The sequence below is a fragment of the Nonomuraea cavernae genome (assembly GCF_014646355.1).
Classification (GTDB): domain Bacteria; phylum Actinomycetota; class Actinomycetes; order Streptosporangiales; family Streptosporangiaceae; genus Nonomuraea; species Nonomuraea cavernae.
On sequence record NZ_BMNH01000005.1, the window covers coordinates 161,315 to 183,982 of the forward strand.

22 protein-coding genes are annotated in these 22,668 nt (G+C 70.2%); 14 read left to right on the top strand and 8 right to left on the bottom strand.

Annotation, left to right across the window (positions count from 1 at the left end; translation table 11 throughout):
• The first annotated feature begins 106 nt into the window (after positions 1-106).
• Entirely contained in the window at positions 107-1,270 is a 1,164-nt protein-coding gene (locus IEY82_RS11975; RefSeq protein WP_189124134.1) for a hypothetical protein, read from the top strand.
• Here the strand turns inward: IEY82_RS11975 and IEY82_RS11980 are convergent.
• Genes IEY82_RS11980 through mca form a run of 3 tightly spaced genes read right to left on the bottom strand, consistent with a single transcriptional unit; the run spans position 1,256 to position 2,633 of the window.
• The gene (locus tag IEY82_RS11980; protein WP_189124135.1) at positions 1,256-1,549 is read right to left on the bottom strand and encodes a GNAT family N-acetyltransferase; all 294 of its coding nucleotides are present in this window, start codon (positions 1,547-1,549) and stop codon (positions 1,256-1,258) included. The two genes, IEY82_RS11975 and IEY82_RS11980, sit on opposite strands and share 15 nt — an antisense overlap.
• Entirely contained in the window at positions 1,550-1,714 is a 165-nt protein-coding gene (locus tag IEY82_RS11985) for a hypothetical protein (RefSeq protein WP_189124136.1), read from the bottom strand.
• 34 nt (positions 1,715-1,748) lie between these two features.
• Positions 1,749-2,633, bottom strand: a complete 885-nt coding sequence (gene mca / locus IEY82_RS11990) for a mycothiol conjugate amidase Mca (RefSeq protein ID WP_189124137.1) — start codon at positions 2,631-2,633, stop codon at positions 1,749-1,751.
• Positions 2,634-2,855: 222 nt separating this feature from the next.
• Between mca and IEY82_RS11995 the strand changes: the two genes are divergently transcribed.
• The 10 genes from IEY82_RS11995 (at position 2,856) to phoH2 (ending at position 12,478) form a co-directional block, all read left to right on the top strand.
• Entirely contained in the window at positions 2,856-3,188 is a 333-nt protein-coding gene (locus tag IEY82_RS11995) for a DUF4307 domain-containing protein (RefSeq protein ID WP_225263046.1), read from the top strand.
• A gap of 106 nt (positions 3,189-3,294) precedes the next feature.
• A complete protein-coding gene (greA, locus tag IEY82_RS12000) occupies positions 3,295-3,795 on the top strand; it encodes a transcription elongation factor GreA (RefSeq protein ID WP_189124139.1) in 501 nt (166 codons plus the stop codon).
• A gap of 134 nt (positions 3,796-3,929) precedes the next feature.
• Positions 3,930-5,039, top strand: a complete 1,110-nt coding sequence (locus IEY82_RS12005) for a C40 family peptidase (RefSeq protein ID WP_225263044.1) — start codon at positions 3,930-3,932, stop codon at positions 5,037-5,039.
• Positions 5,040-5,108: 69 nt separating this feature from the next.
• Complete coding sequence (abmR, locus tag IEY82_RS12010) at positions 5,109-5,630, top strand: ATP-binding transcription factor AbmR (RefSeq protein ID WP_189124140.1); 522 nt, start codon at positions 5,109-5,111, stop codon at positions 5,628-5,630.
• 249 nt (positions 5,631-5,879) lie between these two features.
• A complete protein-coding gene (locus IEY82_RS12015; protein ID WP_189124141.1) occupies positions 5,880-7,673 on the top strand; it encodes a phosphoenolpyruvate carboxykinase (GTP) in 1,794 nt (597 codons plus the stop codon).
• Positions 7,674-7,783: 110 nt separating this feature from the next.
• The gene (locus IEY82_RS12020) at positions 7,784-8,671 is read left to right on the top strand and encodes a DUF7064 domain-containing protein (RefSeq protein ID WP_189124142.1); all 888 of its coding nucleotides are present in this window, start codon (positions 7,784-7,786) and stop codon (positions 8,669-8,671) included.
• A gap of 27 nt (positions 8,672-8,698) precedes the next feature.
• Complete coding sequence (locus IEY82_RS12025) at positions 8,699-9,526, top strand: amidohydrolase family protein (protein ID WP_189124143.1); 828 nt, start codon at positions 8,699-8,701, stop codon at positions 9,524-9,526.
• A 24-nt stretch (positions 9,527-9,550) separates the two neighbouring features.
• The gene (locus IEY82_RS12030; RefSeq protein WP_189124144.1) at positions 9,551-10,123 is read left to right on the top strand and encodes a hypothetical protein; all 573 of its coding nucleotides are present in this window, start codon (positions 9,551-9,553) and stop codon (positions 10,121-10,123) included.
• Between the two features lie 63 nt (positions 10,124-10,186).
• Positions 10,187-10,948, top strand: a complete 762-nt coding sequence (locus tag IEY82_RS12035) for an isoprenyl transferase (protein ID WP_189124145.1) — start codon at positions 10,187-10,189, stop codon at positions 10,946-10,948.
• Between the two features lie 210 nt (positions 10,949-11,158).
• Positions 11,159-12,478: an RNA 5'-3' helicase PhoH2 gene (phoH2, locus tag IEY82_RS12040; RefSeq protein WP_268241128.1), complete on the top strand. Its 1,320-nt coding sequence runs from the start codon at positions 11,159-11,161 to the stop codon at positions 12,476-12,478.
• A gap of 16 nt (positions 12,479-12,494) precedes the next feature.
• On the opposite strand, the gene IEY82_RS12045 is transcribed toward phoH2, so the two are convergent.
• Genes IEY82_RS12045 through IEY82_RS12055 form a run of 3 tightly spaced genes read right to left on the bottom strand, consistent with a single transcriptional unit; the run spans position 12,495 to position 15,078 of the window.
• Complete coding sequence (locus tag IEY82_RS12045) at positions 12,495-12,998, bottom strand: hypothetical protein (RefSeq protein ID WP_189124146.1); 504 nt, start codon at positions 12,996-12,998, stop codon at positions 12,495-12,497.
• Positions 12,995-14,407, bottom strand: a complete 1,413-nt coding sequence (locus IEY82_RS12050; protein ID WP_189124147.1) for an ATP-binding protein — start codon at positions 14,405-14,407, stop codon at positions 12,995-12,997. The genes IEY82_RS12045 and IEY82_RS12050 overlap by 4 nt, the downstream gene beginning before the upstream one ends.
• Entirely contained in the window at positions 14,404-15,078 is a 675-nt protein-coding gene (locus IEY82_RS12055; RefSeq protein WP_189124148.1) for a response regulator, read from the bottom strand. Before IEY82_RS12055 ends, IEY82_RS12050 begins: the two co-directional genes overlap by 4 nt.
• A gap of 284 nt (positions 15,079-15,362) precedes the next feature.
• Here IEY82_RS12055 and IEY82_RS12060 point away from each other — a divergent pair, with 284 nt between their 5' ends.
• The 3 genes from IEY82_RS12060 to trpD all read left to right on the top strand — a co-directional run bounded on the left by IEY82_RS12060 (position 15,363) and on the right by trpD (position 19,400).
• Complete coding sequence (locus tag IEY82_RS12060) at positions 15,363-16,058, top strand: aggregation-promoting factor C-terminal-like domain-containing protein (protein WP_225263042.1); 696 nt, start codon at positions 15,363-15,365, stop codon at positions 16,056-16,058.
• 71 nt (positions 16,059-16,129) lie between these two features.
• Positions 16,130-18,127: a glycosyltransferase family 2 protein gene (locus IEY82_RS12065; protein WP_189124149.1), complete on the top strand. Its 1,998-nt coding sequence runs from the start codon at positions 16,130-16,132 to the stop codon at positions 18,125-18,127.
• Between the two features lie 238 nt (positions 18,128-18,365).
• Complete coding sequence (trpD, locus tag IEY82_RS12070; protein ID WP_189124150.1) at positions 18,366-19,400, top strand: anthranilate phosphoribosyltransferase; 1,035 nt, start codon at positions 18,366-18,368, stop codon at positions 19,398-19,400.
• A 12-nt stretch (positions 19,401-19,412) separates the two neighbouring features.
• Here trpD and IEY82_RS12075 read toward each other — a convergent pair whose 3' ends face one another.
• The gene (locus IEY82_RS12075; protein WP_189124151.1) at positions 19,413-20,804 is read right to left on the bottom strand and encodes a class II fumarate hydratase; all 1,392 of its coding nucleotides are present in this window, start codon (positions 20,802-20,804) and stop codon (positions 19,413-19,415) included.
• Between the two features lie 78 nt (positions 20,805-20,882).
• The gene (locus IEY82_RS39860) at positions 20,883-22,637 is read right to left on the bottom strand and encodes a serine/threonine-protein kinase (protein ID WP_189124152.1); all 1,755 of its coding nucleotides are present in this window, start codon (positions 22,635-22,637) and stop codon (positions 20,883-20,885) included.
• Between the last annotated feature and the right edge of the window lie 31 nt (positions 22,638-22,668).

Genomic DNA, 22,668 nt, shown 5'->3' on the forward strand with positions numbered 1-22,668 from the left:
CTGTCTTCACCCTAGACCGCCCGGCCGGTGTCCTCCGGAGCGGACGATGGCCGCGTCGCGGGCCTGGCAGGTGTGGGGACGGGCGCGGAGGCGTAGGTTACGGAGAGTGGACCTGGATTTCGTCTGCACGCACGCGGGCCGGCGCGCCTCCGCCCTCACCAGGAGAGACGTGGCGCGGGCCCTGCTCGACGTGCCGTCCGGGATGGCGCTGGTGGGGCTGCCCGAGCTGCGGCGCGCGATGATGGCGGCGGGCAATCCGCTGTCCGTGGTGTTCTGGGAGTCGGCCAGGACGATCCTCAACTCGATCGAGTCGGGCGTCGCCACGGTCGGCGACGTGCAGCGCTGGATCGAGTCGACCGGCAGCGAGCCGATCCTCATGACGCCCGGCTACTTCATCTGGCCCGAGGAGGACGAGCGCGGGCCGGTGTCGACCGAGATGTTCGCCAAGCTGGTCCACTACCTGGAGGCTCGCGTCCAGGCCGGCGAGGTCGACCCTGACGCGCTGGTCCGCGGTGACCAGGCGGCCCGGCGGGCGTACGAGGAGATGCAGGAGGAGTGGCTGAGCAGGCCGCTGCCCGACGGCCGGGTGCCCGGGTTCGCGGTCAACGACGAGCAGGACGAGGAGCTGTTCGCCGCCTGGGGCGAGGAGGAGGCGCTGGCCCTGGAGGAGCTGCGGCGGATCATGGGCGAGCTGCCCGAGCCGCCCGAGCCGCCCGCCGCGGAGCTGGACCGGGCCGGCGCGCGCCTGCGGGCGCTGCTGAGCCTGCCCGGCTATCCGGCCAACGTGCTGCGGGCCTGCGCGGGGTTCGAGGAGAGCCCGATGCCCGACGACGACCGCGCGCTCTGGCTCGCCGTGGTCGCCGGCATCGCCGCGCCGATCTCCGATCTGTCGGAGGAGGACGACACGCTGGAGGAGTGGACCGACCTCGAAGGCGAGCCGCGGCACGAGGACACCGTGCTGGCCCACATCTGCGCCATCCAGCACGCCGACTGGCTGGCCGCGGTGGCGGCGCTGGCCAGGCTCGGGCCGGGAGTGCTCGCCTCGCCCGAGCGGATCGCCCGGCTCATCGCCGAGTCGGAGGACATCGACGTCGACGAGCAGGACGTCGCGCTGGACATCGACGACGTGGCCGCGACCGAGAGCCTGTTCGCGCCGGTGGTGACGCTCTGGGGCTATCTCGGCGTCGTCGACCCGGACGACGTGCTGACCCCGCTCGGCTGGTGGGGGCTGCCGAAGGCGCTGGAGCGCGCCTGGTCACCCCGTGACTGAGGCGTCGAGCAGGTCTTTGTACTCGGGGTTGCGCTCGATGAGCCGCGTGACGTAGGGGCACTGCGGCACGACGGTGAGGCCGGTGTCGCGGCTCACGTCGAGCGCGTGCTTGATCAGCCTGCTCGCCAGGCCCTGTCCTTCGTACTCGGACCGCACCTCGGTGTGGGTGAAAACGATCTTGGTGGGCAGGAGGAGATAATCGGCGAACCCGGCGACCTTGCCGTCCACGAGAATCTCGAAGCGGCTTTCGGCTGCGTTGTCGACTACTTCGATCGGCATCTATTCGGCTTTCGTGTCGTCCTTGTCGGCCCCGCGGGGAACCTTGATCTTCGACATCTGCTTGTTCATCGACTTGATCAGGAAGTACAGGGCCACCCCGATGAGGGCGACGACGGTGAAGCCGAGCAGGCCCGGACTGACATCACCAGCTGCTAGAACTGTCACCCCTTCAGTCTGCCACCAAGGGGTCGTGGTCGGGTCAGTGGCAGGCGGCCGAGACCTCCTCGGCGTGGATGCCGGCGAACAGGTCGTCCTCGGGCAGCCCGGTGTCGACCAGCGAGCGCGCCAGATGGTAGTCCTCGGTCGGCCAGATCTCCTGCTGCAGCTCGCGCGGGCAGACGAACCAGAAGCCGTCGGGGTCGACCTGGGTGGCGTGGGCCAGCAGCGCCTGGTCGCGGATCTCGAAGTAGTCGCCGCACGGCACCCGGGTGGTCACCGGCCACTTGGCCGGGCGGTCCTCCCAGCGGGAGATCCAGTCGGAGTAGGGGGAGCCCATGCCGCGCGTGGTCATCGCCTCGTGCAGCGCCTCGAACCGCTCCTTGGTGAAGCCCATCTGGTAGTAGAGCTTCAGCGGCTGCCACGGGTCGCCGGCGCCCGGGTAGCGGTCGGGGTCGCCGGCGGCCTCGAACGCCTCCACCGACACCCTGTTGGTCATGATGTGGTCGGGATGGGGGTAGCCGCCGTCGTCGTCGTACGTCATGACGACGTGCGGCCTGAACTCACGCACCGCGGCCACGAGCGGCGCCGAGGCGACCTCCAGCGGCTGCACCGCGAAGCAGCCCTCGGGCAGCTCCTCGTCGTCGTTCTCCGGGAGCCCGGAGTCCATGAAGCCCATGAACCTCTGCCGGACGCCCAGGATCTCGCGCGCGCGGTCCATCTCGGCCCGGCGAACCTCGCCGATGTTCGCCACGATCTCGGGGCGGTCCATCTTGGGGTTGAGCACGGACCCGCGCTCTCCGCCCGTCAGTGTGCAGACCAGCACCTCCACGCCCTCGCGGACGTAGCGCGCCATCGTCGCGGCGCCCTTGCTCGACTCGTCGTCGGGGTGCGCGTGGACGGCCATCAGCCTCAGCGGTGCGCTCACGGGCTCGATGTCTCCTCTGTCAGGACCTATCACTAGCCCGGACAGGCTAGTTTCTGCTGGGCGGTCGCGAGGGCGTGACCCCCGCGGGCGACAATTGTCTCGGATAACGCTGAGGGAGTGCAGGGAGATTCCGCCATGGTCACCAGAGATGTCGAGAACGGGCCCGTTCTCGGCACACCCGACGACTTCCCGGACCGTCCCAGGCGAGGTGGTCGTCTCGTCGTGCACGTCGTGATCGGCGTGCTGGTGGCCATCATCGCAGGTGGATGGGGCTACGTGATGTGGTCGATGACCGGCAGCAGCACCGGTGCGGGCTCGCAGGTCGTGACGTTCACCGTGGAAGGCCCCACTCAGGCCGAGATCACCTTCGACGTCAGCAAGCCGACCGAGCGTGCCGCGGTCTGCCGGATCAGGGCGCTGGACGTCAACCACGCCGAAGTGGGCAGCAAGGAAGTAAAAATTCCGGCTGGTGAGGGTATCAAACGTCTCACGGAGCGGGTCAGCACCAGCGTGCAGGCGACTTCCGTCCACATCCAGTACTGCAATCTCGTATGATGAGACGTTTGGGGAAGCGTTCGCGCGGCTGACTTGTTAGCCTTTCGCAATTAAACCGCACGCTACCTCAAGTGATCCAGGGCCCCCTAGGCAGCAAGGAGAACCCGTGGCCGACTCTCGCGATGAGAACGTCACATGGCTGACGCAAGAGGCGTACGACCGCCTGAAGGCGGAGTACGAGTATCTTTCGGGCCCCGGGCGCGTCGACATCGCCAAGAAGATCGAGGCCGCCCGCGAGGAAGGTGACCTGAAGGAGAACGGCGGCTATCACGCGGCCAAGGACGAGCAGGGCAAGATGGAGGCCCGCATCTTCCATCTCCGGCAGATCATCGACAACGCCCAGGTGGGAGAGGCGCCCAAGGCCGAAGGCGTCGTCGGGCCCGGCATGACCGTGACGATCCGGTTCGTCGGTGACGACGACGAGGTGACCTTCCTGCTCGCCTCCCGCGAGGAGAGCGGAGCACCGATCGACGTATACTCGCCCAAGTCTCCCCTCGGGGCGGCGATCAACGGCAAGAAGATCGGTGAGAAGGCGACCTACAGCATGCCCAACGGCCGTCAGAACACAGTCGAGATCCTCGAGGCTGTGCCGTACATCGGCAACTGACACCCGATGACACCAACCGCCGGGTCCACGCTGGCCCGGCGGATTTTTCGCATGGTTCCGGCATCCGCGGCGACCTGAGCTTTCTGGTCCGCTCCCGCAAACGGCGTGACCACCGGCGGCTGGTTCCGTTCATCGTGGTCACGCTGGTCGCGGTGCTGACCGCCGACCTGCTGTTACTCGTGCAGCCCGGCCGGCCGGTGGCGACCGAGGCCGTGCGCGCCCGGCCGGACTCCCGGCAGACGCCGGTCGCCGAGGTCAAGACCAGGCAGCCGGTCAAGCCGCTGGGCACGCTGCGCAAGCCCCACCTGTTCGTGGTGACCCGCAAACCGTTCACCACGCGGATGCTGAAGCGGGTGGCGCGGCTGCGCGGTGTGCGGGCTCTGGAGCTGGCCGACGCCGCCTCGATCATGCTCGACGGCAAGCGCGTCCAGACGCTCGCGGTCGACCCCTCGACCTTCCGGGCCTACACCCCCAAGGTGACGGCCTCCTCCGACCCCCTGTGGAACAACGTGGCCGCGGGCGACGTCGCGGTCTCGTTCGTGCTCGGCAGCGACGGAGGTCTCGCGCTGCACAGCCGGGTGTCCGGCCCCGCCGGGCCGCTGCGCATCGGCGCCTACGCCACGACCGGCTTCGGCGCGGTCGACGCGGTGGTCTCCCGTGACACGGGCCGCTCACTCGGCCTGCCGAAGGACAACGCGCTGATCGTCAGCGCCCCCAGGACCGACTCGGCCAAGCTGCGCAGGAGCCTGCTGAAGCTGCTGCCCAAGGGCTCTCAGGTGGCCATGGTCAACCCGGTGCTGCCCCCGGCCCAGACCCAGCCGCGCGCCTGGGCCGCGGGTTCGTTCATGTCGGGCGAGCAACTGACGGTGGCGCTGCGGGCGGCGGTCTCCAAACTCGGCCGGCCCTACGTGTGGGGCGCCGAGGGGCCCGACACGTTCGACTGCTCGGGGCTGGTGCAGTGGGCCTACAAGCAGGCCGGCGTGCGGATGCCCCGGGTGACGCACCAGCAGTGGGTGACGGGGCCGCAGGTGCCGCTCTCGCAGGCGCAGCCGGGCGACCTGCTCTTCTGGCGCAACGACCCGACCAACCCCGCGTACATCTCGCACGTGGCGATCTTCTGGGGCGGCGGCAAGATGCTGCACGCGCCGCGCACCGGTGACGTGGTCAAGCTGGTGCCGGTCAACACCCGCAACCTGGCCGGCGTGGTGCGGGTGAGCCCTGCCGTGGCGTCCGGGGTCAGGTAACCGTAAGAGTTCCGTACCTGTGCGGGTGCCGTACGTGCTTTTCCGGCGCAACTGTGTAATTCTGATTACATGGAGAGCGACGAGATCACCGCGCAGATCCGAGGCTGGTTCACCGGGCGCCTGCCCGAGGGCTGGTTCACCGGGCCGCCGGAGATCGTCAGGGACCGCGAGGAGATCGCGGTGTTCGGCACGCTGCCCGAGCCGCCCGGCGACCTGCCCGAGGCCGAGCGGGCCGCTCTCGTCGACGGGCTGATCCGGAGGTTCCGGGAGGAGACCCGCGAGCGGCGGATCGAGATCGCCAAGGAGGCCGAGCGCGCATTCCGGCAGAAGGTGTCGTGGGGCGTCGTCTGCGGCGACCAGACCGTGACGTTCACCACACTGTCGGTGCCGGTGATGACCCGGCTGCGCCAGACCGAACGGCAGGTCCTCGACACGCTCGTGGCCGCCGGGGTGGCCCGCAGCCGCAGTGACGCGCTCGCCTGGTGCGTGCGGCTGGTCGGCAAGAACACCGACACCTGGCTGGCCGAATTGCGCGACGCGCTGCAGCACGTCGACCGAGTTCGCTCCGCCGGGCCGGACGTCCGATCCTGAGGGCACGCAGCGCGAATCGTCCGGGCACTGGTTTATACCTCTCAGCGAATTGGTTTAGACCAAATAGATTGGCCTAAACCACTGCTCTGACGAATTCTTTTAAAACGCTTCCGCCTGGGTAGGCTCCCCCAATCGTCAAGGCCGCTGCCTGCGACGGAGCTCGCGCGAACAGGTCTATGCCAATTGGCTTTCGCGCGGTCTCGTCGTTAATGATGGCGGGGCCCTGAGAAGTGTGGAGGAGCCGGAGTCGTGTCCCTTTCCGTGGAAGTACCAGCCCCGACCAGCAATGGCGAATTGGTCGCGTGGGTGAGCGAGATAGCCGCCCTGACCCAACCCGACCGGATCGAATGGTGCGACGGCTCGGAGGAGGAGTGGACGCGTCTGACCAACCTGCTCGTCGAGCAGGGCACCATGACGCGTCTGGCGAAGCGGCCCAACAGCTTCTACGCCAAGTCCGACCCGAGCGACGTGGCCCGGGTCGAGGACCGTACCTTCATCTGCTCCGAGCGCGAGCAGGACGCGGGCCCGACCAACAACTGGATCCCGCCCGCGGAGATGCGCGACACGTTCGGCAAGCTCTTCAAGGGCTGCATGCGCGGTCGCACGATGTACGTCGTGCCGTTCTCCATGGGCCCGCTGGGCGGTGAGATCTCGCAGCTCGGTGTGGAGATCACCGACTCCGCCTACGTCGCGGTGTCCATGCGGATCATGACCCGCATGGGGGAGCGGGCGCTGCGTCTGATCGAGGAGCGCGGCGACTTCGTGCGCTGTGTGCACAGCGTCGGCGCGCCGCTCGAGGACGGGCAGGACGACGTCCCGTGGCCGTGCAGCTCCACCAAGTACATCAGCCACTTCCCGGAGACCCGCGAGATCTGGTCCTACGGGTCCGGCTACGGCGGCAACGCGCTGCTGGGCAAGAAGTGCTACGCGCTGCGCATCGCCAGCACCATGGCCCGTGACGAGGGCTGGCTGGCCGAGCACATGCTCATCCTCAAGCTCACGCCGCCGTCGGGGGAGACGCGCTACATCGCCGCCGCCTTCCCCAGCGCGTGCGGCAAGACCAACCTCGCCATGCTCCAGCCGACCATCCCCGGCTGGAAGGTCGAGACCGTGGGCGACGACATCGCCTGGATGAGGTTCGGCGACGACGGCCGGCTCTACGCCATCAACCCGGAGGCCGGCTTCTTCGGCGTCGCGCCGGGCACCGGCCAGACCACCAACGCCAACGCGGTCCAGACGCTCTGGGGCAACAGCATCTTCACCAACGTCGCGCTCACCGACGACGGCGACGTGTGGTGGGAGGGCCTCACCGACGAGGTTCCCGCGCACCTCACCGGCTGGAAGGGGCGTTCCTGGACGCCTGACAGCGATGAGCCCGCGGCCCACCCGAACGCCCGGTTCACCACGCCGGCGTCGCAGTGCCCGACGATCGCACCCGAATGGCAGGACCCCAAGGGCGTGCCCATCTCGGCGATCCTGTTCGGCGGTCGCCGCGCCACCGCGGTGCCGCTCGTGACCGAGTCACTGAGCTGGGAGCACGGCGTCTTCCTCGGAGCCAACGTCGCCTCCGAGAAGACCGCCGCCGCCGAGGGCAAGGTGGGCGAGCTGCGTCACGATCCGTTCGCGATGCTGCCGTTCTGCGGCTACAACATGGGCGACTACTTCGCCCACTGGCTGAAGATCGGCCGTCGCGAGGGTGCCCGGCTGCCGCGCATCTACTACGTCAACTGGTTCCGCAAGAGCGCCGACGGCCGCTACATCTGGCCGGGTTTCGGCGAGAACAGCCGCGTGCTCAAGTGGATCGTGGAGCGCCTCAACGGCGAGGCCAAGGCCGTGCCCACGCCGATCGGCCTGCTGCCCGAGACGCTCGACACCGAGGGTCTCGACCTGCCCGAGGAGGACCTGCGCACGCTGCTCTCCGTCGACCGCGAGGTGTGGCGCGAGGAGGCGGCGCTGATCCCGGACCACTTCGAGACGTTCGGCTCCCACCTGCCCAAGGAGCTGTGGAACGAGTACAACGCCCTGCTCGACCGCCTGTCCTGATCCTGTCCGGTACGGCTCGACGCGACGAGCCGTACCGGTTGATCCCGTTCTGTCCGGGGCCAAGGTACGGTGTGCTCGTACTTCAACCAAGCGCTTGGACGGGAGGCGGGATGCGGATCGTCGACCTGGGCGGCGGTGCACTCGGGCCGGGGGACGAGGCGCCGCACGAGCCGGGCCCCGAACTCCTGTGGAACGAGTCCTACTACTTCGACTTCGTCTCCGAGGACGGCGAGCTGGGCGGTTACGTCCGGCTCGGCCTCTACCCCAACTGGAACCGCGCCTGGTACTGGGCCTGTCTGGTCGGTACGGACGGCCGGCGGCACATGGTCGTCGACCACGACGCCAAGCTCCCGACCGGCGCCGACCTGGACGTCAGCGGCGACGGCCACACCGCCACCCAGCGGACCGTCGAGCCCATGGAGGCGGTCCGTCTCACGCTCGCCGCCGACGACCTCCGGCTCGACCTGGAGTGGCGGACCGCCGGCGGTGTCTACGGCTACGCGCTCACGTCGCGCTACGAGATCCCTTGCCGGGTGAGCGGCACCGTCGACGGCCGACCCTTCGCCGGCCACGGGCAGCGTGACCACTCCTGGGGCGTGCGCGACTGGTGGTCGGTCTCCTGGCTGTGGAGCAGCGGCCGGCTGGAGGACGGGACGTACCTGCACGGCATGCAGGCCAACGTCGGGGTCGCGCTGCCCTGGCCGGCGTTCACCGTGCCGCCCGGCGGACAGGTCGAGCACGTCGAGGGGTTCTCCGCGGCCACCGAGTTCGCGGGCGACCGGCCGAGCACCGCCCGGCTGGCCTTCCCCGGCCTGGGCACGACCGTCGAGCCGCTGGCCGACGCCCCTGTGGAGCTGACCTCACCGGACGGGGCCCTGGCCCGGTTCTCCAGGTCGATGTGCCGGTTCGTGACCGACGACGGGCGGGTGGGCCACGGCTGGACCGAGTGGCACCAGCCCCCGGGCTGGCGCGAGCACGGCTGGGGTCCCTTGCTCTGACGTGGCCGGACATCCTAGGTTCGGTGCATGATCGTGGACGCGCACCAGCACTTCTGGGACCTCGAAACCGGTTCCTATCCCTGGCTCACTCCCGAGGCCGGAGTGCTCTACCGGACCTATCGCCCGGAGGATCTGGCGCCCGAGCTCGCGGCGGCCGGGGTCGAGGCCACGGTGCTGGTGCAGGCGGCCGACTCCTACCAGGAGACCGACGGCCTGCTGGCCCTGGCCGACGCGCACGACTTCATCGCCGGGGTCGTCGGCTGGGTGCCGCTGACCCGTCCCGACGAGGCCGGCGAGGCTCTGGAGCGCTACCGCGGACATCCGCGCTTCTCGGGGATCCGTCATCTCATCCACGACGAGCCCGACCCCGACTGGGTGGTCCAGGACACCGTGCTGGAGTCACTCGGGCTGCTCGCGGAGGCCGGCCTGACCTTCGACGTCGTCTCGCTGCTGCCCCGTCACCTCGACCACGTGGTCACCGTCGCCGAGCGTCATCCCACCCTGCGGATCGTCATCGACCACCTGTCGAAGCCGTCCATCAAGGACCACGTGTGGGAGCCGTGGGCCTCCGGGCTGGCCCGCGCCGCCGCCTGCCCCAACGTGTACGCCAAGGTGTCGGGGCTCGTCACCGAGGCCGACCACGCGGACTGGACGGTGGAGGACCTGCGGCCCTACGTCGAGTACGCGGTCGAGACGTTCGGGCCCGAACGCCTGATGGCCGGCAGCGACTGGCCCGTCGCGCTGCTCGCGGCCGACTACCAGACGGTCTGGCAGGTCACGTCCGCCCTGCTCAGTGGCACGGACCGGAGCCTCGTCCTCGGCGGCACGGCGGCGCGTTTCTACGGGTTTAGCTGACTTTCGGGGGGAAACCCTTGTGTGGTGGGCGGACTTCGTTGCGTCGACGGATCTTTCCTGACCGTCACGCCCGTCGCGTGCACGGACAGCGTCGGCGCCCCGTACGAGATCACTCTGGAGCTCCGTCGCGACGGCACGCCGTACGGAACGGTGGGTGAGCGGTGCGGGTGGGTGCTCGCGCGGGTGGCGCGCGGCGTCGACGAGGCGCGGCAGGGGCGCGGAGAGGCGCGGCGCTGGTCCGACCCCGACGACAGGTTCCCCGACGAGGCGCCCGACAGTGAGCTGTTCTCGTTCCGCTATCGCACCCGGTCGGGCACCGTCGGCGGTGGCGAGCTGCGCTGCCAGCTGCGGACGATCCCGATGTGGGTGCCCGGACGGGAGCGTCCGGGCACGTGGCGGCTGACGCGGCGGGCCTTCGTCGAGGCGTGGGGCGCGGGCGGCGTGGGCATGCGGGCGGTGCTCACCTCGGCGGAGCTGGCATCGTTCGTACGGGAGCTGGTCGACGAGGCCGAGGGGTGTCTGGGGGGCCGCAACCTGGCCCGCAATCCGGTCGAAGATCTCGGCAGGAATCACATTGAGGGGGCGGGCAGGGGCTAAACCCGGTGATAATTGCCTGTTAGGTCATTCGACCCGAGGCACAGCACCGCTGGGGAGGACTCCGTGGGCCTGCGCGACCTGGTCTACCGGGTGTACGAGCACCGCTTGGAGACCAAGCTGTCCAAGGACAGTGTGCCCCGGCATGTCGGGGTCATCATCGACGGCAACCGCCGCTGGGCGCGTGCCATGGGCATGCGCGACGTGGCCAGCGGGCACCGCAAGGGGGCCGACAAGATCTCCGAGCTGCTCACCTGGTGCCACGAGACCGGGGTCGAGGTCGTCACGGTCTGGATGCTCTCCAACGACAACCTGAACCGGCCCCGCGAGGAGCTGGAGCCGCTCCTGCGCATCATCGAGGACGTGACGCAGGAGCTGGTGGACGCGGGCTGGCGGATAAGTCCGGTAGGGGCGCTCGACCTGCTGCCGGACAGAACTGCCAATGTCCTGAAAAATGCAAAAGAAGTTACATCACACCGTCCGGGCCTGATTGTGAACGTTGCAGTTGGGTATGGAGGAAGACGTGAGATTGCCGATGCGGTGCGCTCACTCCTCCAGGAGCATGCCAGCAAGGGTGCCAGCATCGAGGACCTCGTCGAGGTACTCGATGTCGAGCACATCGCGGAGCATCTTTACACTCGCGGCCAACCCGACCCGGACCTCCTCATCCGGACCTCGGGCGAGCAGCGCCTGTCGGGCTTCATGCTCTGGCAGAGCGCTCATTCCGAGTTCTACTTCCACGAGGCCTACTGGCCCGACTTCCGCAGGGTGGACTTCCTGCGGGCGCTGCGCGATTACGCTGCGAGACATCGACGTTACGGTTCATAACCGGACATCTGGGTATGATGCACGTAACGTTGTAAGTGTTCGACCGCAGGTCGGACGCTACGGAGGGGGCCCGCCTTTGCGCCAGGACACTGCCGAGGGGGGCCGGCACCCCGGCACCACCGGCCGGTCACGGCCGGAGATCCCGGGCCCGGTCCGAATCCCACCTCGTCTGCAGGGCGCCCGTCCTCTTGGGCGCCCGGGGGAGAACGTGTGGCAGTGTCCTCGAGCAACCCTTCGACCAAGCCCGCCAAGCGCACCTACGTTCTGGACACCTCGGTCCTGCTCGCCGACCCGGCGGCCATGACCCGCTTCGCCGAGCACGAGGTCGTCCTCCCGATCGTGGTGATCACGGAGTTGGAGGGAAAGCGGCACCATCCCGAACTCGGCTACTTCGCGCGGAAGGCCCTGCGCTACCTCGACGACCTGCGCGTGCAGTACGGCAGGCTGGACGAGCCGATGCCGACAGGGGATGGCACGATCAGGGTCGAGCTCAACCACAGCGACCCATCCATCCTGCCCGCCGGGTTCCGTCTGGGCGACAACGACACCCGCATCCTGACCGTGGCCCGTTCGCTGGCCGCCGAGGGCTGCGACGTCGTCCTCGTCTCCAAGGACCTGCCCATGCGGATCAAGGCGGCCTCGATCGGCCTGGCGGCCGAGGAGTACCGCGCCGAGCTGGTCGTCGAGTCCGGATGGACCGGCATGGCCGAGATGCAGGTGACGACCGAGGACGTCGAGACGCTCTTCGAGCAGGGCACCGCCGAGGTGGAGGAGGCTCGCGAGCTGCCCACGCACACCGGCCTGAGGCTGCTGTCGTCCAAGGGGTCCGCGCTCGGCCGGGTGCTGCCCGACAAGTCGGTGCGCCTGGTGCGCGGCGACCGCGAGGTGTTCGGCCTGCACGGCCGTTCCGCCGAGCAGCGCATCGCGCTCGACCTGCTGATGGACCCTGAGATCGGCATCGTCTCGCTCGGCGGCCGGGCCGGCACGGGCAAGTCGGCGCTGGCGCTCTGCGCGGGCCTGGAGGCCGTGCTGGAGCGCCGCCAGCACCGCAAGGTGATCGTCTTCCGGCCGATCTACGCCGTGGGCGGCCAGGAGCTCGGCTACCTGCCCGGCACCGAGGGCGAGAAGATGGGCCCGTGGGGGCAGGCCGTCTACGACACGCTGGGCGCCATCACCTCGCCCGAGGTGATCGATGAGGTGCTCGACCGCGGCATGCTGGAGGTGCTGCCGCTCACCCACATCCGGGGCCGCTCGCTGCACGACGCGTTCGTGATCGTGGACGAGGCGCAGTCGCTGGAGCGCGGCGTGCTGCTCACCGTGCTCAGCCGGATCGGCGCCAACTCGCGGGTGGTCCTCACGCACGACATCGCCCAGCGCGACAACCTCCGGGTCGGTCGGCACGACGGCGTCGTCGCGGTGGTGGAGAAGCTCAAGGGCCATCCGCTGTTCGCGCACGTCACGCTGACCAGGTCCGAGCGGTCGCCGATCGCGGCGCTGGTGACCGAGATGCTGGAGGACATCACGCTCTAGAGCATTCGAGAGCGGATCATTTGAGATCGCCGCAGATGAGCCGCCCCTCCGTCTTGGGGGGGCGGTTCCTGTACGTGTGGATGATCTTGACCTGTTCGAGGGCGGCGTCCTGCTGGGCCGTACAGACGATCTGAGCCATGGCCGGCCTGCTCAGCTTGCCCTCGCCCCTGACGTAGACCGTCAGCGTGGAGGTCCTGGGCAGCTGGACCTCGTCGCGCTGTACGGGATTGAGAGAGTCCTCGATGCGCTCCAGGGTGAATCCGCGCAGCGCGGTGTCCAGCTCGCCGAGCGGTTGCGAGGAGGCCGCGAACAGCGCGGTGAGCAGGCTCTCCACCGCGTCGGACTCGACGTCGGCCGGCTCCCTCGTCAGCTTGCCGTCCTTCAGCAGGAAGATGGTCTTGGACGGGGGCGGGACTTGGATCACCGGGGGTCTGGTCCGCTCCTGGACGTCGTTGGGCGAGATGCCGCAGCCGGCCACCGCGAGCCAGGCGGCCAGCACGAGTGCCGTACGGGTCCTCATGGCCGCGGCAGCCAGACCGTGAAGAGCGTCCCCGGGTCCTGGGCGCGTACGGAGATGGTGCCGCCGTGCAGGTGGACGTTGGCCCGTGCGATCGACAGGCCGAGACCGCTGCCCTGGCTGCGGGCCCGGCCCGCGCCCGCCTTGTAGAAGCGGTCGAAGACGTGGGCCAGCGCCTCCGCCGGGATGCCCTTGCCGTGGTCGCGCACCTTCACCTCCAGGCCGTTCTCGGTGCCCCTGGCGTTGACCAGCACGGGAGGCTGCCCGTGCTTGAGCGCGTTGCCGACGAGGTTGGCCACGACCACGTCGAACCTCCTCGGATCCAGGTTGACCGTCAGATTCCGCGGGGCGTTGACCCGCACCTGATCGCTCCAGCCGCGCACCTCCAGGCAGTCCTGGATCGCGTCGGCCACGTTGACCGGCTCCAGGTTGAGGGTCGCGGTTCCGGCGTCGAAGCGGCTGATCTCGATCAGGTGCTCGATCAGCTCGCGCAGCCGCTCGATCTCGCCGAGCACCAGCCGCACCGCCTCGGCCGACTCCTCGGGCAGCCGGTCGGCCTCGTCGTAGAGCACGTCGGCCACCGCGGTCATCGCGGTCAGCGGGGTGCGCAGCTCGTGCGAGACGTCGGCGACGAACCGGCGGGACATGGCCTCCAGCGAGCGCAGCTCGGCCACGCTCAGCTCCAGCGCCGCCGCCGCGTCGTTGAACCTGGCGGTGAGCTCGGCCAGCTCGTCCTGGCCGTGGACCGGCAGCCGGGTGTCCAGCCTGCCCTCGCCGAGGGCCTGGGCGGCCGCGCTGAGCCGCCTGACGGGCAGCAGCACCTGGCGGGCCGACAGCCAGGCCACGACGAGGGCGATCAGCACGATGACCGCGCCGCCCTGGGCGAGCGTGCTCCGCAGCGTGCTCAGCTGGCTCTCCTCGTCGCGCAGCGGGAAGAAGACGAAGGCCCGCAGCCCGGTCGGCTCGGCCGTGGGCCCGCTCTGGCGGTAGACCTCCGAGCCGACGATGAGCCAGAGCTCGCCGTGGATCACCTTGCGCTGACTGACCATGTTCTGCTTGGCCCTGCCGTACAACTCGTTGGGCACGTCGGCCATGGTCAGCGGGCCGTCGGCGTAGGCCAGGTTGCGGTACTCCACGGTGACGCTGCGGCCGGGGCCGTCGAGCGCCTGGGCCAGGTCGGCGAGGTTCTGGCTGGTGGGCGGCGCCTCGCCCTGCCTGAGCCGGCCGACGGGGAAGGTGATCCGGTTCAGCTCCCGGGCGACCACGTCCAGGGCGGTGTCCTCGGCCCGCTTGACCAGGGCGGCCTTGGCGAGTTCGAAGCCGATGGTGGCGACCAGGACCGAGGCGGTGACCGCGACCAGGGTGAAGGTGATGACCAGGCGCGCCCGCAGTCCGGTGGGCAGCGGGATCACGGTGGGCTGAACCGGTAGCCGAACCCGCGGACGGTGTGGATGAACACCGGCTCCGCCGGGCGTGGCTCGATCTTCGCCCGGACCCGCTGCACGCAGGCGTCGACCAGGCGCGAGTCGGCGACGTGCGTGTGGTCCCAGACGGCCCGCAGCAGGTAGCGCCGGTTGAGCACCTGGCCGGGATGCCGCACCAGCTCCAGCAGCAGCCGCAGCTCGGTCGGCGTCAGATGGATCTCCTTCTCGCCCAGCATGACCTTGAGGGCGCCCCGGTCGATCATCAGGTCGCCGAACGCGATGCGGTCGGAGGCGGCCGACTCGGCCCGGCGCAGGATGGCCCGGATGCGGGCGTCCAGCACCCGGGGCTCGACCGGCTTGACCACGTAGTCGTCGGCGCCCGCCTCCAGGCCCACGACCACGTCGAGGTCGTCGCCGCGGGCGGTGAGCAGGATGACGGGAAGCTGGTCGAGCCGGCGGATCCGGCGGCACACCTCGACGCCGTCGATGCCGGGCAGCATGACGTCGAGGATGGCGATCTCGGGGCGGCGCGACCGGATGTGGTCGAGGGCCTCCTCGCCCGTGGCGTAGGAGGTGACGGAATGTCCCTGTCTGGTCAGCGCGAGCTCGAGAGCCGTACGGACTGAGGGATCGTCTTCGACGAGGAGAATTCCGGCCACGCGCACATTATTCTTCCAACCTGCCTATATGTAGGTTGTGTCATAGAACTGTGACATGCCACGCACATGACCACAAAGAGCGCGCGAGACCCTGAAATACGGCCCTCCCTTCGGTTACGGGAGCCCGAGGGGCGGGCCAACCATGTGATAAAAGTCACACTATTTACGAAATGCCACGATAGCGCCATGGTTGCCCCGTGGAAGGTAAACCGAATATCCCGTTTCGGTTGCGGACCACCCCCCCACACAGGGCAAGCTCATAGGTCGTGAGCCCAGGTCCGCAGTTGAGAGAGCGCCGTGCGCCCGAAAGCTCCCGCTCGCGCCGTTCGTCCTCGCGGCTGACCCCGAAGCGGGTGCTCGGTGTCGGCCTCACCGTGGTGATCGTCCTCGGTGGCGGCGGCTATGTCGCCTACCGCGCGGTGCAGAACGCCAACACCCCGCCCACCCCGTTCTCGGCCGAGGAGTTCGGCAAGATCGCCAGCGGCGACCTCAACGCGCCCGACCCGGAGACGGACGCCCTCAAGGAGGCGGCTGTTCAGGCCTACAAGGCCGACGAGCTCAAGAAGGGCCGCGCGGGCGGCAGCAGCAAGGACTTCGACTGGGTCGAGGTCAAGGAGAGAGGGCCCGGCGGCAACGGGTTCCCGCCCGCCAACTTCCCGCCCGGCAGCAACCCGTCCCCCGGCAGCAACAAGGCCGCCGCCAGGGGCATGCTGGCCTCGTTCGGCTTCGGCGCCGACCAGTGGGGCTGCCTGGAGAGTCTCTGGCAGAAGGAGAGCGGCTGGAACGAGCGGGCGATGAACCGCTACTCCGGCGCCTACGGCATCCCCCAGTCACTGCCCGGCAGCAAGATGGCCAGCGCGGGCGGCGACTGGCAGACCAACGCCGTCACCCAGATCAAGTGGGGCCTCGGATACATCAAGGGCCGCTACGGCACGCCGTGCGGCGCCTGGGGACACTCCCAGGCCAGGGGTTGGTACTGACAGGTCATCATTTCCCTCTGTAATCGGCAAGCCGTCGCGCCCGGCGAGATAGGGCGGCGCACGCTGACCCCATGGGTGTGAAGGTCAGTGTGATCGTCAATGTCCACAACCCGGGTGATACGGCCGACGCGTGCCTGCACTCCGTGCTGGAGCAGACTCTGCCCGCGGACGACTATGAAGTGATCTTCGTGGACGACGGGTCCACGGACGGGATCGCGGAACGGCTCGACACCGTCTCCGCGGTGCGCCGGAACGTGAAAGTGCTGCACCTGCCCCACACGGGCTCGCCGATGCGGGGCCGCAACGTCGCCATCGCGGCCGCCCAGGGCGACTACGTCTACCTGATGGACCAGTGCGACCGGCTGGAGCGCGACGCCCTCGCCCGGATGTACGACAGGGCCGTCGAAACCGACGCCGACGTGCTCGTCGGCCGGCTCGTACGCGACTGGGGTCCGCCGGTGGCCGCCTTCGAACAGAGCAGGGCCCGCGCCGACATCCTGCGGGACCGGCTGTTCAGCCTGCTCACCCCGCACAAGCTCTACCGCCGGGCGTTCCTGGAGGAGCACGGCCTGGGCTTCGCCGTGCCCGGCGGGCGCGTCGCCGAGCAGGCGTTCGTGGTCCGCGCGTACCTCCAGGCCAAGATCATCTCCGTGCTGGCCGAGCACGTCTGCTGCCACCTGGGCGAGCGGACCGAGCCGGAGGACGACCCGCGCACGCTCGTGGCCGAGCTCCGGTCGCTGCTGGACGACATCGACGCCTTCATCGGCGAGGGCCGCCACCGCGACCGCATGTACGGCCACTGGTTCCGCTCCACCGTGCTCAGGCCGTTCGTGGGAGCCAGGTTCGCCGCCTCGTCCGTCGACCGCAGCCTGTACTTCACCCTGCTCAGGGAGCTCGTACTGGAGCGCTTCCCCGAGCGGCTCGACCGTTACCTGCCCGTCCAGCTACGGGTCGTGGCGGCCCTGCTGCGCCTCGGCCGGCTCGATCAGCTCGTCATCCTGGCCAACTCCAGGGGACGCACCGGGCTGCGCGCCGACCTGACCGAGGTCCGTTGGGACGCCCAGGTGCTGGTGCTGGAGCTGGCCGTCGAGCTCCTCGGCAACGACGGCCAGCCGGCCAGGTACCGCACCGAGAACGACCGGCTCTACTGGATCCCGCCCCGCTCCGTCGACGCCCGGCTCCTGCCGGACGACGTCACGGAGGTCAGCTCCGCCGTCGAGCGCGCCCGCATCGAGGTCTACGTACGGCACGCCGAGACGGGCGTGGTGCACTTCCTGCCCGTGGCGTACCGGGTGGAGCGGTTCAAGGACGGGCGGCGGCACACCAGAGTGCGGATCCTCGGCGAGGCCCGGGTCGACGTGACGGCGGCCGCCCTGGGAGAGCCGCTGCGACCCGGCCAGTGGGAGGTGCACGTCCGCATGTACGGCGGGGCGCACCAGGCCAGGAGCCGGGTCGGGCGGCCCGAGGGCCCGCTCAACTGCATGGGCGTGCTGTCGCAGCGGCCCAGGACGCGGTTGGTGGTGCCCTGCTGGAGCGACGTGGGGGAGCTGGGCCTGGCCATCGAGCCGCGCTCGTTCTCCGAGTCGGTCGCGCTGGTGTCGCCGGGCGTGTCCATCCGGCGGCTGGACGGGCACGTGTACGTCGTGCTGCCGGTGCCGTACGTGCCGCCGAGCGGCGGGCCGCCGGTGGAGCTGGTGCTGCGCAACGCCGCCAGACGGTCGCGTGAGGTGTCAGCGCCCGCCCTGGTGGAGCCGGGGCTCCCGGGCAGGCTCGCCGGCCAGCTCGTCGCCAAGGTGCCGGTCAAGCGGATGCTGCCGGGACGCGACCAGCTCGGCCCCGGCGCCTGGCTGTCGTCGCTGCGCACCGCCGACGACGAGATCGGACTACGGTTCGGGCTGGAGGTGCGCAGGGGGAAGATCCTGGTGCGCCCGTCGGCCGCCGTCGACCCCGAACGCCGCTCGCCGATGGGCAGGGACACGGTGTGGCACCGGCTGGGCCGCCGCCTGCCCGGCGCGCGGCACCTGGTGCGGCTGGCGCGCGCGGGCAAGCACCGCTACCTCAGGGACTGAGCCGCTGCTCGGTCGGCGAAGGAGTACCCGAAGACGGGACGCCCGGCAGCACTTCCTGATCGCGTGATCACGAGCGGCTGATAAACTGGCGTCATGACCGCGTACCTGTCCAGCTGGTGGCCCGCCTCCTAGGCGGCATCCGCAGCGACAGTTACGCGTCCGGCCGCCTCGACGAGGCGGCCGTCGGCATTTCCAGGGGCGTCCCGTCGAGCATCTCGACAGACGAAAGGCACAACCCGTGACCACCACCTGGGCCGCACTGCTCGGCACACTCCTCGACGGCACCTCGCTCACCACCCGGCAGGCCGCCTGGGCCATGGAGCAGATCATGTCCGGCGCCGCGACGGACGCGCAGATCGCCGCGTTCGCGGTCGCCCTGCGGGCCAAGGGCGAGACCGTCGCCGAGGTCGCCGGGCTCGCCGACGGCATGCTGGCGAGGTCGTCCGCCATCCGCGTCTCGGGCGACACCGTCGACCTGGTCGGCACCGGCGGCGACCGGGCCAACACGGTCAACGTCTCGACCATGGCCGCCATCGTCACCGCGGCCGCCGGAGCGCGGGTCGTCAAACACGGCGGCCGGGCCGCCTCGTCCTCCACGGGAGCCGCCGACGTGCTGGAGGAGCTCGGCGTCCGGATCGACCTGCCGCCCGCCGCGGTCGTCCGGGTCGCGGAGGAGGTCGGCATCACGTTCTGCTTCGCGTCCACCTTCCACCCGGCGCTCAAGCGCGCCTCCGGTCCCCGGCGCGAGCTCGGCATCCCCACGGTGTTCAACTTCCTCGGGCCGCTCACCAACCCCGCCCTGCCGGCGGCCCAGGCCGTGGGTGTGTTCGACCCGGGCATGGCTCCGGTGATCGCGGGCGTCCTGGCCGAACGCGGCGGCTCCTCGCTCGTCTTCCGCGGGGACGACGGCCTCGACGAGCTCACCACCTCGGGCCCGTCCACCGTCTACGTCGTACGGCGGGGCACGGTCACCCGCACCGCCCTGGACCCCGCCGACCTCGGCATCCCCCGGGCCCGGCCCGCCGACCTGCGGGGCGGCGACCGCGCGCACAACGCCCGGGTGGTCCGCGCGGTCCTCGCCGGCGAGCCCGGCCCGGTCCGTGACATCGTCCTGCTGAACGCCGCCGCCGCACTGGTCGCCGCCGAGGGCGCCCCGCCGCCGGCCGACCTCACCTCGGCTCTGGGGGCCGCCCTCAAACGCGCCGCGGACGCGGTCGACTCCGGTGCCGCCGCCGGCCTGCTCTCCCGATGGGCCGCGGCGACCTCCCGCTGACTCCCGGAGCCGTCAGGACGGGGGCCTGGTCATGGCCAGCACGTCGAGGGCGGCGTCGAGCTGCTCCTCGGTGATGCGGCCCTCGGCCACGTGGCCCCGTTCGACGACGACCTCGCGGATGGTCCTGCGTTCGGCCAGGGCCTGCTTGGCGATCTTGGCGGCCTCCTCGTAACCGAGATACCGGTTGAGCGGGGTGACGATCGACGGCGAGGACTCCGCGTACTCGCGCAGCCGTTCCACGTTGGCCGTGATCCCCGACACGCACCGGTCGGCCAGCAGCCGCGACACGTTGGCCAGCAGCCGGATCGACTCCAGGACGTTGCGGGCGATGACCGGAAGCTGCACGTTGAGCTCGAAGGAGCCCGAGGCGCCCGCGAACGTGATGGCGGCGTCGTTGCCGATGACCTGCGCCGCGACCATGGCCGTGGCCTCGGGGATCACCGGGTTGACCTTGCCGGGCATGATGGACGAGCCCGGCTGCAGATCCGGCAGGTTGATCTCGCCGAGCCCGGCCCGAGGGCCCGACCCCATCCAGCGCAGATCGTTGGCGATCTTGTTCAGGGAGACGGCCACCACCTTCAGCTGGCCGGAGAGCTCGACCATGGAGTCCTGGGCGCTCTGGGCCTCGAAATGGTCCATCGCCTCGCGGAACGGGATGCCGGTCGCCTCGCGCAGCCTGGCGATGGCCTTCTCGGCGAACCCCGGCGGCGTGTTGATGCCGGTGCCCACGGCGGTGCCGCCCAGCGGCAGCTCCAGCACGTGGCCGAGGGCCGACCTGACCCGCACCAGTCCGTGCTCGATCTGCGAGGCGTAACCGCCGAACTCCTGACCCAGTGTCACCGGTGTCGCGTCCATCAGATGGGTCCGGCCCGACTTCACCACCTGGTCGAACTGGATCGCCTTGGCCCGCAACGCCGCCGCCAGATGTTCGAGGGAGGGCAGCAGATGGTAGGTCACCTCGGTCGCGGCGGCCACGTGGATCGAGGTCGGGAACACGTCGTTGGACGACTGCGAGGCGTTGACGTGGTCGTTCGGGTGCACCGGACGGCCCAGCCGCTCCTGGGCGAGCGTCGCGACGACCTCGTTGACGTTCATGTTGGACGAGGTGCCCGACCCGGTCTGGAAGACGTCGATCGGGAAATGCGCGTCATGCTCGTTCTCCGCGACGTCGGCCGCCGCCTGCGCGATCGCCTCCGCGATCTCCTTGTCGACGACGCCCAGCTCGGCGTTGACCTCTGCGGCGACCGCCTTGATCAGGCCCAGCGCGGCGATGTGAGACGGCTCCAACCGCCGCCCGGAGACCGGGAAGTTCTCGACCGCCCGCTGCGTCTGCGCCCGCCATCTGGCCCCCGTGGGTACGCGCACTTCGCCCATCGAGTCATGTTCGATACGGAACTCGCTCATGCCTCCAGTCTGACCCACGGGTGCCGGATCAGCTCGGCCCGAGCCCGCCGGATCGGCTCGCGCACCGGCCCCGCCAGGTCAGCCCGACAGCACGGCCACGATCAGAATGGCGATCACCACGGCGGCCGCCGCGGCCACGGCCATCAGGATGAGCATTCCGGTGCGGTTGCCGCTCGACGGCTGCTCGGGCCCGACGATCGAGAACAGGTCGGTGCCGAGCCCCTGGGCGCGATCCTCCTCGCGCGAGGGCAGCGGGGCCGGGATCTGCTGCGGCCCCGCCGGCGACATCGGTGGCGACATCGGTGGCGAGGGCAGCGGGTAGACCTGCTGTCCCGGCGAGTTGTTGTGGGGTTTGGGCTGCTGCACGCGCCGGGTGGTGACCGCGCCCTCGTCGCCCGGCCAGCCGGGAGCGGGGCTCTGCGGCAGCGGCGTCTTGGGCCGCATCATGCTGACGGTCCGCTCGGGATCGTGACCGCCCTGAGCCTGGGGCCCGGGAGCGGCTCCGCCCTGCGTGGGCCGCGGGACCGTGCCGGGCCCGCGCGGGCCGGCCGTGTCCGCCTGCTGCCCGAACTGCTGCGGGCCTCGCCCTCGCGGTTCCTGCGGGCCGGGTCCTTGCGGGGAACCCTGCGGACCCGCCGGGCCACGGCCGTAGGCGGCGTCGGCACCCGGCCCCTGCGCGCCGGGCCCGCGCGGACCTGGCGCCTGCGGACCGGGACCGTGCGCGCCAGGTCCGTGCGGACCTGGCGCCTGCGGACCGGGTCCGTGCGGACCTGGCGCCTGCGGACCGGGGGCGTGCGGACCGGGGGCGTGCGCGCCGGACGCGGAGCCGCGGCCATGGGCTGGCTCACCACGCACCTGTTCGTACGGCGAGCCGGGCCCGGTGCCCGGACCGAACGCGCTGGGCGCCTGGTCGAATGCGGAGCGCGCTCCCTGGAAGGGCGGCTGGGCATGGGGCACGGGGGCCTCCCGAGCGGTCAAGGCCTCCGCCGTGATCGCCGGCATCTCGTTGGTGGGCGTGTCGGCGACCATCCGGAGCAGCGTCTCCGCCTTCGCCGCGGACAGCCGCTGCTGGTAGTCCTTGTTGAGCAGCCCGACGAGCACCGGCCGGAGCTGACCGGCCTGGGTCGGCGGATCGGCCGTCTCGCTGAGCAGTGCCGCCAGCGTCTCGGCGATCGTGGCCCGCTCGTAGGCGGGACGCCCCTCCACGGCGAAGTAGAGCGTGGCGCCGAGCGACCAGATGTCGGACTCGGGGCCGGTGTATTCGCCCCTGGCACGTTCCGGGGCGGTGTAGCCGGGAGACCCGATCACCATGCCGGTCTTGGTGAGCTTGGGGTCGCCCTCGGCCTTGGCGATGCCGAAGTCGGTCAGCACGACGCGGCCGTTCTGGGTGATCAGCACGTTGCCCGGTTTGACGTCGCGGTGCGTGATGCCCTGAGCGTGCGCGGCGCGCAGCGCGCCCAGCAGGTCGACGCCGATCTCGGCCACCAGCCGGGGCGGCAGCGGACCCTCCTCGTCGATCACCTGTTCCAGCGAACGGCCCTCGATGAGCTCCATGATGATCCACGGGCTGTTGCCGTGGATGAGCACGTCATGGATCGAGGCCACGGCCGGATGGTTGATCCGGGAGGCGATGCGCCCCTCGCGGACCATGCGTTCGCGCAGCTCGGCGCGTTGTTCTTCGGTGAGCCCGGAGTCCTGGCGGATCTCCTTGACAGCCACCTCGCGCCCCAGAGCACGGTCACGGGCCCGCCACACGGTGCCCATGGTGCCTCGGCCGAGCGGCGAGATCAGCTCGTAGCGCTCTGCGAGCAGGCGTGTCTGCTGTTCCGGCATGAAAAGAAGATATCGATTCTCGCTTGGGAAG